The 14,235-nt window shown below is 54.3% G+C and carries 10 protein-coding genes; all 10 read right to left on the bottom strand.

Features of this window, described 5'->3' with window-relative positions:
* Positions 1 to 19 precede the first annotated feature (19 nt).
* The 10 genes from BDE40_RS03155 to BDE40_RS03110 all read right to left on the bottom strand — a co-directional run bounded on the left by BDE40_RS03155 (position 20) and on the right by BDE40_RS03110 (position 14,226).
* Positions 20 to 916, bottom strand: coding sequence for an ABC transporter permease (locus BDE40_RS03155; protein WP_134012744.1), 897 nt, complete (start codon positions 914 to 916; stop codon positions 20 to 22).
* A 3-nt stretch (positions 917 to 919) separates the two neighbouring features.
* The gene (locus BDE40_RS03150; RefSeq protein WP_134012742.1) at positions 920 to 2,434 is read right to left on the bottom strand and encodes an ABC transporter permease; all 1,515 of its coding nucleotides are present in this window, start codon (positions 2,432 to 2,434) and stop codon (positions 920 to 922) included.
* Positions 2,435 to 2,512: 78 nt separating this feature from the next.
* Positions 2,513 to 3,619 (bottom strand): extracellular solute-binding protein, encoded by a 1,107-nt coding sequence (locus BDE40_RS03145; RefSeq protein ID WP_134012740.1) that lies wholly within the window; start codon positions 3,617 to 3,619, stop codon positions 2,513 to 2,515.
* A gap of 73 nt (positions 3,620 to 3,692) precedes the next feature.
* Entirely contained in the window at positions 3,693 to 4,787 is a 1,095-nt protein-coding gene (locus BDE40_RS03140) for an ABC transporter ATP-binding protein (RefSeq protein ID WP_134013749.1), read from the bottom strand.
* 136 nt (positions 4,788 to 4,923) lie between these two features.
* Entirely contained in the window at positions 4,924 to 6,126 is a 1,203-nt protein-coding gene (locus tag BDE40_RS03135) for a M24 family metallopeptidase (RefSeq protein ID WP_134012738.1), read from the bottom strand.
* Between the two features lie 742 nt (positions 6,127 to 6,868).
* Entirely contained in the window at positions 6,869 to 7,111 is a 243-nt protein-coding gene (locus tag BDE40_RS03130) for a hypothetical protein (protein WP_246030342.1), read from the bottom strand.
* 111 nt (positions 7,112 to 7,222) lie between these two features.
* Positions 7,223 to 9,238: a putative 2-aminoethylphosphonate ABC transporter permease subunit gene (locus BDE40_RS03125; RefSeq protein ID WP_134012736.1), complete on the bottom strand. Its 2,016-nt coding sequence runs from the start codon at positions 9,236 to 9,238 to the stop codon at positions 7,223 to 7,225.
* Complete coding sequence (locus BDE40_RS03120; protein WP_246030341.1) at positions 9,235 to 10,362, bottom strand: putative 2-aminoethylphosphonate ABC transporter ATP-binding protein; 1,128 nt, start codon at positions 10,360 to 10,362, stop codon at positions 9,235 to 9,237. Before BDE40_RS03120 ends, BDE40_RS03125 begins: the two co-directional genes overlap by 4 nt.
* Positions 10,363 to 10,489: 127 nt before the next feature.
* Positions 10,490 to 11,509, bottom strand: a complete 1,020-nt coding sequence (locus BDE40_RS03115; RefSeq protein WP_134012732.1) for a putative 2-aminoethylphosphonate ABC transporter substrate-binding protein — start codon at positions 11,507 to 11,509, stop codon at positions 10,490 to 10,492.
* Between the two features lie 254 nt (positions 11,510 to 11,763).
* Positions 11,764 to 14,226 (bottom strand): GcvT family protein, encoded by a 2,463-nt coding sequence (locus BDE40_RS03110; protein ID WP_134012730.1) that lies wholly within the window; start codon positions 14,224 to 14,226, stop codon positions 11,764 to 11,766.
* Between the last annotated feature and the right edge of the window lie 9 nt (positions 14,227 to 14,235).

The following is a 14,235-nucleotide window of genomic DNA, read 5'->3' as shown; positions in this document are numbered from 1 at the left end:
CTCACAGCTTTGAAGATCACTATCCCGGCGACAACCCACGAAGGCGCTCGGACCGGCGGCGTAGCATTTCTAGGACGAACAGCAGCGCGACCGAAACTGCGATCAGGATCGTTGCCACGGCTAGAATGGTCGGGCTGATTTGCTCACGCAAACCGGTGAACATTTGCCATGGCAGCGTTTTTTGTCCGGCCGAGCCCACGAAGAGAACAACCACAACCTCGTCAAACGACGTGATGAAGGCGAACAAGCCGCCCGAGACGACGCCCGGCAGGATCAATGGCATCTGCACGCGGAAGAAGGTAGTGACCGGTCCTGCGCCCATGTTGGCCGCAGCACGGGTCAGGGATTGATCGAAGCCCACCAAAGTTGCGGTCACGGTAATGATCACGAAGGGAATGCCCAACGCTGCGTGCGCAAGAACAACGCCCCAGTAGGTACCCGTCAGCGTGAAGGGCAGCTCAAGCTTTCCGTAGAACGGGATCGGGATATAGGGGTTGGAATAGAAGAAATACATGCCCGTCGCCGAGATGATCAGAGGCACAATCATCGGTGATATCAGCACCGCCATAATCGCCCGCCGGAACGGCACATGGCTTTGGGACAGACCGATGGCGGCCAAAGTCCCCAAGGATACGGACAACAGAGTTGCCACAGGTGCGATCTTCAACGAATTGCGCAAGGCCAGTTGCCAGTCGGAGTTGGTGAAGAAATCCTGATAGTGCTTCGTAGAATAGCCCGCAGGATCAAATGCCAGCATCTCTGGCGTGAAGGTAAAGAAGTTCTCTGCGTTAAACGACAGCGGGATGATCACAAGGATCGGCGCGATCAGGAAGAAGAAAATCACCCCGCAAATAACGCGGAAACTATAGTACCAGACGCGCTGGCCGGTTGATGCATATGGTGGCAATCCAGACATGTCTCAGCCCCCCAGCTTTACGTTATCAATGCCAACGATCTTGTCGTAGACCCAGTAGAGAAGCAGCACCACTGCCAGCAGTATGGATCCCAAGGCCGCCGCTAGACCCCAATTCAGAGAACTGGAAATGTGGTAGGCAATCCGGTTGGAGATGAAGACACCTTTAGTGCCCCCCACCAGTTCCGGTGTGATGTAGTAGCCAATCGACAGGATGAACACGAGAATGCACCCTGCTCCGATCCCCGGCACAGATTGCGGGAAGTAAACCCGCCAGAACGCCGTCCAGTCGGTTGCGCCCAAAGACTTGGCCGCCCGCAGGTAACTAGGCGGAATTGTCTTCATCACCGAGTAGAGCGGCAAAATCATGAACGGCAACAGGATATGCGTCATGGCGATGATCGTACCCGTCTGGTTGTTGATCAGTTGCAGTCGCCCGTCATCGGCAACGAGGCCAATCCAGACCAGAACGTCATTGATCACGCCTTGCTGTTGAAGCAGTACTTTCCATGCCGATGTCCTGACCAGCAGCGACGTCCAGAACGGCAGCAACACAAGGATCATCAGCAGGTTGGCCGTGCGATCCTTCAGGTTCGCCAGCAACCATGCAATCGGGTAGCCCAAGAGCACGCACATACCCATGATCGACAGTGACATGATCATAGTGCGAATAAACAACACAACATAGATTCTCTCGCTCTCGGGCCGCGCCTCGGCGCCATCAGGACCTTTGAGCAAATCAACGGAGTTCAGGAAGTAGCCATTGGTGTATTTTGGCGCGTAAATCTTGATGGTTTGCCAAACATCAATATCCAGCCAATTCTTGTCGACTTCCACGAATTGTTCGCGCAGCGAAACGGGCTCTACCCCCGAAACATCGACCGCAACGGGTAGTGAAGCTCCGGCGACTGCCTCGTTGTAGAGGGAGGTGTAGACAAAATCCCATGGCTCTTCTTTGGCCGGATCGTCGTTGTCGACCTCCACGATCATTTTGGCCCAAGCATCATACGTCGCCGCAGTGACAGGCACAGCGGCGCGGACGGTGTCGTCACCCATCCAAGCGGCCCACTGGCTTGGGTCGGCATAGGCGGGGTCGGCATCGCGGAAAGCATCGGCATATACGTCGGTATCGAACCGCTTTACGCGGCGACCGGACTTGCGAAACAGCGATGAAACGCCAGTGAGTTCATAATTCAAGCGACTGCCCAATCGCGTGTGGGATTTGTATTCAGTGGCAAGCGCCATATCGGTGTAGAGCGCGTTAAAAACCGCCTCGCCCGGCGCTTCTCCGCTGGAGCTGTCCCAGCTCTCAAGCGCTTGGACAGTTCGGGGCAAGGTATCCGACACGATTTCGTTTTCAACGGAGCGGAACAACATGTCAGCGATTGGCATCACGAAAGATACCAGGATGAATATCAGCAAGGGGGCGATCAGGGCCAGCGCGCGCAACTTCTGACGGCGCAGGGCGCGGTTAAGTGAGGCCTTCAGGGGCCGTCCATCTGCTGCCAAAACCTCTGTCACGTTTTCCGCCCCAGTCTTTGAAAAGTTCGTTCAAGTGAAATGGGGCGCAACACACGGTCGCGCCCCATAACAATCATTTTATTTAGACAACCATGCCTGGAATTTTGCGTCCAGATCATCACGGTAATCAGCCCACCACTCGTAGTTATACAAGAAGGTGTTCTTGGCGTTGTTTGGATCGGTTGGCATATGTGGTGCCATCTCGATACCCAAGTCAGCGTGCTTGCCGACCAGCGGTGCAGAAGACGCACGTGCAGGACCGTAAGCGATGTACTTGGACTGATCCGCCAAACGCTGTGTATCCGTTGCGAACTTGACGTAATCCAGCGCACGCGCTTCGCGCTCTGGGGTCAGGCCTGCGGGGATGATCCAGCCGTCGAGGTCGAACACCTGCGCGTCCCAAAGCATTGCAACGGGCTGCTTTTGCTCTTCGATCAAGCTGAACAGACGACCATTGTAGGTCGAGCCCATGACGACTTCTCCATCAGCCAGAAGCTGCGGCGTATCGGCACCGGCCGACCACCAGATAACATCGTCTTTGATAGTATCGAGCTTGGCAAAGGCTTGAGCCTGACCTTCTTCGGTTTCCAGAACGTCATAGACTGCGTCCTTGGCGACGCCGTCACACAGCAACGCCCATTCCATGTTGTTGATCGGACGCTTTTCGAGCGAGCGTTTGCCCGGATATGCATCGGTGTCGAAGATCGCACAGATGTCGGTAGGAGCAGTGTCACCCACAAGATCCGTGCGGTAACCAACTGTGGTCGAATAAACGATCTGCGGAATGAAGCATTCGGAGACCAGCAAGTCGCCAAAATCGTCCGAAGCTTTGGATCCGTCATCGCCATCTGCCAGTTGCGTGTCAGCGTCAATTTCCAACGCCAGACCTTCGTCGCACAGGCGGATCGCATCAGATGCAACAACATCGACCACATCCCACGTCACGTTGCCCGCTTCGTTCATCGCACGCAGCTTCGCCACGGCTTCGGCAGAGCTTTCATCGTTGATGATATTGACGCCGGTATTCTCCATATAGGGTTCGTGATAAGCTTTTTGCTGCGAGTTGGAATACGCGCCGCCCCAGCTTACGATCGTCATTTCATTGGCCATATGCCCGTCAGCAAAGGCCATTGAGGCCGTCAGCGTCAGGCAAGATGTAGCCATCAGTTTCAGTGTCGTTTTCATGTATTTCTCCCAGTGTTTGCCCGGTCTTTTGTCGAAGGTTGGAGCGTTCCGGGCGACCGCTCCACCGCATGCATCAGGCGTCGAGCGCCCGGCAATCTTCAGGCATCCAGCCAATTTCGATCGTTTGACCCGGCTTTAGACGGGCTTGATCGGGTGCGTTACGTGTCTTGATCACAAACTCGTCCGTGCCAGCGACGCGCAACCGTGTTCTGAAAATATCACCCATATATATGAACTCAAGCACTTCGGCTTTCAGCGTGTGGGCGTCGTCGTGCAAGCGATCCCGATTGAATTCCACGCGTTCGGGTCGGATCGAAACTCTCGTGCGCTCCCCGACCTTTGTGACGTTGACAGGGACAGCGTCGATGATGTCACCGCTGTCCAATTTCACAATGCAGGTATCGCCTTTGATCTCTTGAACAACGCCATCCAAGGTGTTGTTTTCACCAATGAATTGCGCGACGAAGCTGTTCTGCGGCTTCTCGTAAAGCTCGTCTGGCGGGGCCAGTTGCTGGATACGTCCGTCATCAAAAACCGCGACCCGGTCAGACATGGTCAATGCCTCGGTCTGGTCGTGGGTGACGTAAACCGTGGTGATCCCCAGCTCATGGGCAAGGTTCGTAATCTCAAACTGCAATGTTTCCCGAAGCTGCTTGTCGAGGGCGCCCAAGGGCTCGTCCATCAAGACCAGTTCCGGCTCGAACACCAAAGCACGTGACAGTGCAATCCGCTGCTGCTGACCACCCGAAAGCTGTGCGGGGCGGCGTCCTGCGAAATCGCCCATCTGGACCATGTCCAAGGCCCGCTTCACTTTCTCTTCGCGCTCGGACTTGCCGGTTTTGCGAACTTCCAGTGGAAAGGACAGGTTTTCAGCGACGGTCATATGCGGGAACAGCGCATAGTTCTGGAACACCATACCAATGCCACGCTTGTGCGGCGGGATATTGTTGATCGAAACACCATCAAGCAAAATATCCCCGTGGGTGGCTGTCTCGAACCCTGCCAACATCATTAGGCAGGTGGTTTTGCCCGATCCTGATGGGCCAAGCATTGTTAGAAATTCGCCCTTGGGCATGGACAGATTGAGGTCCTTTACGACCAAGTTTTCCCCGTCATAGCTTTTCTGAACGCGTTCAAAAGCTACGAATGCGGACTTATCTTCAACCATCGAGACCATTTCCCCCAAATGACGTCTCACGCACGACACGCGAGTTTGTCGAATTTCGGCAATCCTGTCTGCTCAAGGTCCAGAACACAACCGGAATTCCAGAGAAAGGCCGTAAAGCCTTTCCCTGAGAGCATTTTTAGCCAACGACATTAAAGTCAGGACCGTAAGGATAGCCCGTGATATTGTCGTTTCCGTCCTCGGTAATGACCAGAATATCATGCTCTCGATATCCCCCTGCCCCAGGTTGGCCATCGGCGATCGTCAGCATTGGCTCCATGGAGATTACCATGCCCGGCTCCAACACCGTGTCGATATCCTCGCGCAATTCCAGCCCAGCTTCACGGCCGTAGTAGTGTGAGAGTACGCCGAAGGAATGCCCATATCCAAATGTGCGGTATTGCAGCAAATCACGCTCCGCAAAGAAGGTGTTGATTTTCTCGGTCACCTCCGCGCAGCTTGCACCGGGCTTGAGCAGGCTCATTCCGTATTCATGGGCGGCCACGTTGGCCTCCCAAATTTTCAGGCTTGCCGGATCGACTTCTTCGACAAACAGGGTCCGCTCCAACGCAGTGTAGTAGCCCGAAATCATCGGAAAGGTGTTGAGGCTGAGGATATCCCCCCGCTCCAGCTTGCGCGATGTCACCGGATTATGAGCCCCATCGGTGTTAATCCCTGATTGGAACCACACCCAAGTGTCGCGGTACTCGGCGTCAGGAAAGCGTTTGGCAATTTCCAGTTCCATCGCATCACGGCCTGCCATGGCAACGTCGATCTCACGCACGCCCGCTTTGATGGCGTCCTTTATAGCGTAGCCGCCGACATCGGCGACATTTGCACCGGCGCGGATCAGATCAATCTCTGCCTTGGACTTGTGCATCCGCTGGATCATTGTTGCGGGTGCAATGTCTTTGGATGATTTCGGGCTCAGGAACTCATCCAGTAGCGCCTTTTGCGCAAGACTGATGTGATCCCCTTCATATCCGATGGTTTTGCCCGATCCGGTGACAGACTGAATAGCGCGCCAGTAGTTGTTCCGCTGCCAGTCGGTATAGGTGATGTTGTCGCCATACCCACGGCGCCACGGTTGTGCTGCATCAATGCCCGCGCTGAATGTCACGTTTGCGTCGGCAGTCACGACCAAGGCGTAAGGCCGCCCGAAGGAACAATACAAGAAGCCGGAATAATAGGCGATGTTGTGCATTGAGGTGAACACGCAGGCATCTACATCTTCTGCAGCCATCGTGGCGCGCAGCTTGGTCAGGCGCGCCTCGTATTCCGCATCAGCGAAAGGAAGAACTCTCTCTCCCTGGTGAAACCGGTAGCTTTGTGGACGGTCCATTTGGTACTCCTTCGTTCCGCAAACCGAGAGAGAATGAAGGAAAAGATCCTTCCTCTCCGCAGCAGCGGCTAAGCAAGATCCCGGCGTTCAGGACGAAAACTCAGGGGTGCACCATGTGCAATGACGACGCCATCGTCAGCCCAACGCCTGCAATCTGTTCAAGTTGGGGGATTCGGGCAAGATTTTTTTTCGGGTTTAGAATTCTCGATGCAGCCTCAGAATTTTTCAGGGATCAATCCCTTTTCAACACCCAATTCCTGATCTTGCGCAAGCAACCTGGCTTCGCTTGCGAATTCGAAATCCAGTTTCCACGCGCTTGCATAGCGACTGCCGTGTCGGGCATGGATTCTATCTGTCGTGCAGGATCCAGAAGGTTTTCTGAGTTGGCAAATCCCATGTGACTCTGCGACCAACCAGTTTGAAGCACTCACCTGTTCACGTTCAACGACACGCTGTGTTTTTTGGCCTCGCGCCGGAAGTTCGGCTAGGGTTTCGCGGGCTCATAATATCGACCGAATTGCTGTCTGATTTTACTCAATTTTGGATCGATGTAGGCGGTGCAAAAAGGCTTCTTGGTATTTGATCTGTAGTAATCCCGAAACTGTTCTGGCGATGGTTTGAACCCGTCAAAGGGAAGCATCATTGTGATAATGGAATAATCTAAGTCACTTTGCGAGGCAATGATATGGCACCCAACCACGTCTGCCTGGCTATCGCTATATTGTTACACCGCACTGCGATATTAGCCGTGCAGCATGATCGACAAGAAGACTGTCATTGAGACACAGGCGAGCAGTTCCTGTTCGCCGGGAAAGTCGAATTCGTCCATCATGATCAGGGTAAATAGGATAAAGGCCAAACCTCTTGGCCCGAACCAGCCCAGAAACAGTTTTCCCGCAAGGCAAGGCCGGTTCCCAATAGCGACAGCCAGATCGGCAAAATGCGCACAACAGTCAGGAACAACACGGCCAGCGGCTTCGGCCATCAGATCGCGGTTCTGGGCAAAGGCATTTGCGCGGTGTCACTTTCAGGTGCTCGAAAGAAACGATTTCGGCGAATCTAACCCTAGCCCCTTTTTGGCGAACGGATACCTCACCTATCGATTTCGCCAAGCCTGAGTGCGGCTAAGAATTCCGCGCGAGGCAATTAAGTGAAATATCCGCGCGCCAGCATTCGTATAGAAAATCATCATCCCCATCGCCGCGGCCGGAGCAATATCACCGGCGTCGTCCATGTTCAGAACCGCAATTGATGCGAGAGACGTTGTCGGTGAGTAAAGAAACACAACAGCAGAAACCGTCGTCATCGCGTTTACAAACAAGTAGATGGAAATATCAAGAATTGACGGCAGGCAGACAGGAACAGTTACCCGACCAAATAGCTTAAGCGTCGGCTGCTTGAGCGAAGCTGAAACCGATTCAAACTCCCGATCCATCTGCTGGAGCGCCGTCGTCGCCGTAAGATGCGACACAGTATAAAAGTGGGTCACCGTGCACACGACAAGGATCGCCATCGTCCCGTAGATCGCGTGCAGCGGATTGGCGGGATTGTTGAAGAAGAAAATGTAGGCAAGCCCCAGAACCATCCCGGGAATGGCCATAGGCAGCATTGCAAACATCTGAAAAATCGCGCGGCCGGTCCTAAACCCATTGGATTTCTCGACGAGGTACGCCCCGAAAAAGATTATCGCAGTACCGACAATCGCGGTAAGTAGTCCCAGTTTGATCGAGTTGTAATACGCCCCCCAACCACCGCCGTCCATGCGGTCGAATTGGTAGTTATTCAGGCTAAAGCTCAGGTCATACGGCCAAAACTTTACCAACGCGGCGAACTGGCAAACAGCAAGCATCCCAATGATGAAAATGCCAATGAGGCTCGCATAGCTGAACAGAATCCAATCGGCCTTTTTGTTTGGTTTTGGCTGATAAGGAACCGACCGGGCCGAAAGCAGCGCGACCTGCTTGCTTTGGACAAAGCGGTCAATTGCAAACGCAAGGATCGCGGGCAGAACTAGGACCACCGACACCACGGCGCCCATCTCAAAATTCTGCTGACCGATAACCTGTTTGTAGATATCCACCGCCAACACATTGAACTGTCCGCCAATGACTTTGGGCAGGCCGAAGTCGGTAATGACAAGGTTGAAAACCACGAATGCCGCCGAGACCAAACCATACCGCGCGCCGGGAATAGTCACAGTCCAGAAGGTCCGCCACGGCGTCGCACGCAGCGAGGTCGCAGCTTCGTAAAGCCGTCCGTCCGAGATCGCCAAGGCCGTCGATATAATCAGAAACGCATGTGGGAAGGTGAAGAACACTGATCCGATGACGATGCCAATCGGGCCGTAGATGCTGGCCCCGAACAGAAGTTCCTTCAGCATGCCTTGGTTGCCAAACAGATACACCAGCGCGATGCCCGGCAACAACGACGGCACCAGGATCGGGGCCATCGCTATCAGCCGAAATAACCCCTTGAAGCGCATGCAGGATCTGCTCAAAGCGAATGCAAACCAGAACGCAAGCGTCACTGTGACAATTGTGCTGATGGTGGCGATCAGAACCGAGTTCTTGATCGAATTTGAAAGCGCAGGTGTGTCGAAGTAGGATTGAAAGTTTCCGAACCCGATGGATTTGACGGGCCGAAGCTGGACGCGTCGAAAGGTATTGCTGTCCAATTCGACCCAATCAGTACTGTCAGTCAGCGTGGACCCGACCAGAAACCGGCCTTCATCGGTGGTGTTGCGGATGCGGTATTTGACGGGGCTCCGGAAGCTGAAGTCAGGAAAGAACTGGGTCACCCCAAGTCGACCGTCAGACCCTGCGATCATGTCGCTGTCTTCCAAAACCTTCAGCTGCTCATTGAGGTCGTTCAAGGAGATCGGGTTCGAAAATGTGGTCCCGGTTTCGTCACTGACCTGAACCTCGTAAGAGGACAGGTCGAATTGAAACGTCGAAAAGGATTTCGACAACATTGCATAAAGGGGGAACACCATCGTTATTAGCAGGTACAAGCCGATTACGACCATGCTGCCGCGCATGATGATGTCATCGCGAGAGAGCTTCCCCTTGATGATTGGGCCGGGGGGAAGGTTGTGCTGGGTCGCGTCGGTCATTCCACCGCCTCCGGTCGCTCAAAAGCCATCAAACGGTTCTTTGGAAGTTCCACAGTCATCGTTCCGCCCTCGGCGAGGCTAAGCCTGCGCACGGCGTTGATCGAGAAATCTGCGATTAACTCACTCTCGCCGAAACGCTTGTGTTGTAACCGGCAGCGCCAGAACGATCCGAGGAATTCCATCTCGCTCACAACGACTTCAAGGGCGTTCTCCTCGGTTTCGACCACGTCGTCAGACCCGAGTACATGCGCCTCATCTCCGTGAGGAATAACGTCTTCAGGGCGAATAGCTGCGATAATCGGGTGACCCTCAGGGAAGTTATGTGACAGGGACTTCATCGTTCCATTGCCAAAGCTAACGGCACCACTTGGACCCGCCGTCGCCGGAATCTGGTTCATTTCACCGATAAAATCGGCCACGAACAGTGTTTTGGGGGTGCTATAAATTTCGGTCGGTGTCCCAACCTGCTCTATCACACCATCTTTCATGACCACGATACGGTCGGCCATCGCAAGGGCCTCTTCCTGATCATGTGTCACCATAACTGTCGTCACACCGAGTTTGCGTTGCAGTTCCTTGATCTCGTGGCGCAGATAGACGCGTACCTTTGCATCAAGCGCTGAAAGCGGCTCATCAAGCAGCAGCAGTCCGGGGTTGGTCGCGATTGCGCGCGCCAAAGCAATCCGCTGTTGTTGCCCGCCGGACAATTGCGCCGGATATTTTTTGCTTTGGTCGGCAAGCCCTACCATCGCGAGAAGCTCGGATACGCGATCAGTTATCTCGACCTTTGATCGCCCGGTATTCTCAAGTCCGAACGCCACATTCTTTTCAATCGTCAGGTTCGGGAACAGCGCATAGGATTGAAATACAATCCCGAAATCACGTTCAGAGGGCGGGAGGTTTGAGACATCCTTGCCGCCTTGATGCACACTGCCTTTGGTCTGCAGGTCCAGTCCCGCGATAGCACGCAGCAATGTTGTCTTGCCGCAGCCCGATGGCCCCAAGAAGCAAATCAACTCACCTTCATGGATCTCAAGCGAGACGTCCTTGAGTGCGAGGAATTTTCCGAAAGCTTTCCAGAGGTTTTCAATTTTGAGATAGGGTTCTGATCCGTCAAAAGGCACGGGCAAAGATCCTTTTTGCTGAGCTAAACAAATTCCGCGAAAGGAACCTGTCGTCTGGAAAGGGGGAAGTTGAAGCTTATGGGAGCGAAGGGCGCCTTCTCTGGCACCCTTCATTAGTTAAGATCGCTTACTTAGGATCAGACTTGCCATCATAGCGGCTTGCCCATTCCTTCAAGATTGCAGCCCGATTGTTCGCTGCGAACTCGAAATCGTTGTCGATCATGGCGTCCAACAGGTTTGTTGGGAAATGCTCAACCGGTTTGGCGATGCCCGGATACGCCACAACCGCGTAACCGACATTGTACATTTCGTTGGCTTCTTTCGTGATCGTGAAGTCAACCAACTTCTGCGCGGCTTCCAGATCGTCGGTACCAGCCACGATGGCAGTGGCTTCCATATCCCAGCCCACACCTTCTGAAGGTACGATGATTTCTAGGGGCGCCCCAGCAGCTTTGGATTTTGCTCCGCGGAATGCGAAGGAAACACCGATGGGAATTTCACCCGAAGCGGCAAGTTTACAGGGTGCTGAACCAGAATGCGTATACCGCGCAATGTTCTCGTGAAGTCCGTCCATGAAGGCCCAGCCATCATCTTCACCGAAAATCTGCAACCAGCTGGACACGTCAAGAAAACCTGTGCCTGACGATGCAGGGTTGGGCATGATCACGTGGCCCTTGTATTGGGCGTCCGTAAGGTCTTTCCACGACGTTGGCGGGGTCAAGCCAAGTTTCTCTGCTTCCACGGTGTTATAGCAGACAGATGCGACCCACGCGTCCATGCCGACCCACGCAGGAGTTTCATCCTTGTCGACGAATTTCGGATCAAGCTTTTCGACGCCAGCAGGCGCATATGCTTCCAGCATCCCTTCGGATTTGAGCAGCAGCAGCGATGTTGCAGCCAGCCCCCAGACAACATCGGCCTGTGGGTTATCCCGTTCCGCCAGCAGTTTTGCGGTGATAACGCCGGTTGAATCGCGGACCCAATTGATCTTGATGTCCGGATGGCTCGCGTTGAACGTCTCCGCGTAGCGGGCCAGATCTTCGGCCTCGATCGCTGTGTAAACCGTCAATTCCGCCTCGGCGAAAGCGGCAGTGGCGCTGATCGCAAGAGCAGCGACGCTTGTCATAGTTTTTTTCAGTATAGTCATGTGTTGTATCCTCCCATCGGATTAACCGAAGACATTCTTATGTGCTTTCGGCGATATCACTTTACACTCGCAGAATTCATTAACAAGCCAAATTGATATTTCCTTTGAACGCATAGGAATTGCTTATGCATAAAGAGTGCCCGAAGCCGTGCTTTTAGAACGGAGGGCTGCGCTACCGTTCTGAGTGTTAAAATCCTTATGCTACGTTGATGTGTCAGCGGTTGGCACTTAACCATTGACCAACTTCGCACCATTTAGCCCTCCGCGCGGACTCGTTCTGATTTCGGATCGTAAGGCGTACGAAGATGAGCCGTAGCGGCACACCGTTTCCCCGCCACATCAACTTCAAATGAATGGCTCTTGATAAATTCCGCCTTCACCGGTTCGGCCGCATTGATCTCGCATAGCGCGACGGCCGCTCCCAGCGTGTGCCCGTATCCGGCGGAGCGCACCTCACCTATCTCCACGCCATCGCACAGGACCGCTTCACCGCCCCAAAGTTGAACTTCTTCATCCTTGACGACCAGCTGAATGATCCGCTTGTTAAGGTGATCGGGATCTGCCTTCGCGGCAACAAGTGCCTCCCTTCCGATGAAACCACCAGGCTTTTCGAAATCGACAGCAAAGCTGAGTCCGGCTTGCAAAGGCGTTATGTCGGGCGTCAACTCACGGCTCCAAGCGCGGAAGCCCTTTTCAAGGCGCAAGCCATCAAGCGCGTAATACCCAGCGTCAACAATGCCATGATCCTGCCCTGCCCGCTTCAAGTCTTCGTAGACCCCGACAGTGAACTCAACCGGAACAATCAACTCCCATCCAAGCTCGCCAACATATGTCATGCGGTTGGCCCAGACGGTGGCGTAGCCCAAGTCAATCTTCTGAACAGTGCCAAACGGGAATGCAGCGTTGGACAGGTTGGCCTTGGTGAGTTTTTGAAGGACTTGGCGTGATTTAGGCCCCATGACGGCCAAGACGGACCAAGCCGCCGTCACGTCAGTCAGAAAAACATGGGCATCTGCCGAGAAGTTCTTTTCGATCCAGTTAGCATCTCGGACGGCCTGCGCCGATCCGGTAATCAACAAGAACTCCTGCTCTTTTAGCCGCAAAACAGTCAGGTCGCTCTCATACCCGCCCCGTGCATTCAAAAGGCCCGTGTAAACTGTGCCGCCGATAGCCACGTCAATGTTGGCCGCGCAAATTCTGTTGAGTTCCGCGCAAGCATCCCGCCCTTGAACAAGCAGTTTGGCAAAAGAGCTTTGGTCAAACACGGCAACATCTTCGCGCGTCGCCTTGTGTTCTGCGGCCACTGCGTCATGCCAATTCTGGCGACCGAAGCTGTAATTGGTTTCAGCCGCGGTGCCCTCCGGCGCGAACCAGTTTGCCCGCTCCCAACCCATCTTGGATCCGAACACTGCATTCTTCGCAGCTAGCCGATCATAAAGTGCGGAACGGCGGAAGGGCCGTGCAGTGTCCAACTCGCGATTGGGCCATGGCATCGCATAGTGCAATCCCAGCGTTTCTTTGACGCGGTCATGAAGCCAGGTCGGGTTATTGTTGAAATCAGCAAAGCGGCGAATGTCGACGGCAAAGAGGTCCGATGTGGGCTCTCCTTGCACGATCCACTCGGCAAGGGCGCGGCCTGCCCCGCCGGCACTCGCGATCCCCATCGAGTTGAAGCCGGCTCCGACGAAGAAGTTCTTCAGTTCAGGCGCTTCGCCAAGCAGGTAGTTATTGTCAGGGGTAAAGCTTTCGGGGCCATTGTAGAATTTCCGCACGCCTGTGGTTTCCATTTCCGGAACCCGGATCAGGGCATTTTCGAGCAAAATTTCGAACTGGTCCCAATCATCCGGCAACAACGAGAATTCAAATTTGTCAGGAATACCATCCATACCCCAGGGCTTCGCCTCTGGTTCAAACCCGCCCATGACCAGCCCGCCGGTCTCTTCTTTGAAGTAAACGAAGCCATCGGGATCGCGCAAAACCGGAAGGTCGGGATTCACGCCTTTCATTGTTTCGGTCACGATATACATGTGTTCTGCCGAATGAAGGGGCACGTTTACACCGCACATCAGGCCAAGGCGGCGTGCCCATTGGCCCGCACAATTCACCACAATTTCAGCCTCGATCCGACCCTGATCTGTCTCGACGCCGGTTACCCTGCCCTCCTTCGTCAGAATATCCGTGACTTTGATCCCCTCAATCACCTTTGCGCCGCGCATTCTGGCACCTTTGGCAAGGGATTGGGTCAAATCGGTGGGGTTGGCCTTGCCATCACCGGGCATCCATATGCCACCTTTGAGGTCATCCACCTGCATGACCGGCCACTTTTCTTGTGCTTGCTGCGGAGTGAGAACGTCAACATCAACACCTTGCGCGCGGGCCGCTGCCGCCGTGCGCATCAACATCGTCATGCGATCTTCGGAACGCGCTACCGTGACTGACCCGCATTGCATCCAACCCGTTGCAAGCCCTGTCTCTGCCTCAAGGTCGGCGTAGAGTTGTGTCGAATAGCGGATCAGATTCGTCATGGCAGGTTGGCTGCGCAGTTGGCCGACCAATCCGGCGGCATGCCATGTGGTTCCGCAACTCAACTGCCCCTGTTCAAGCAGCACCACATCGTTATGGCCCATTTTTGCAAGATGATAAGCAACAGAGCACCCGACGATGCCGCCGCCCACGATTACATATTGCGCTCTTTCGGGAAGTTCAGTTTTGGCCATGCCAACTCT

It is taken from the genome of Litoreibacter halocynthiae (assembly GCF_004365635.1).
In the GTDB taxonomy this organism is placed as follows: Bacteria; Pseudomonadota; Alphaproteobacteria; order Rhodobacterales; family Rhodobacteraceae; genus Litoreibacter; species Litoreibacter halocynthiae.
Note: the sequence above shows the minus strand (reverse complement) of the source record. Positions and strands in the feature narration are given on the sequence as shown.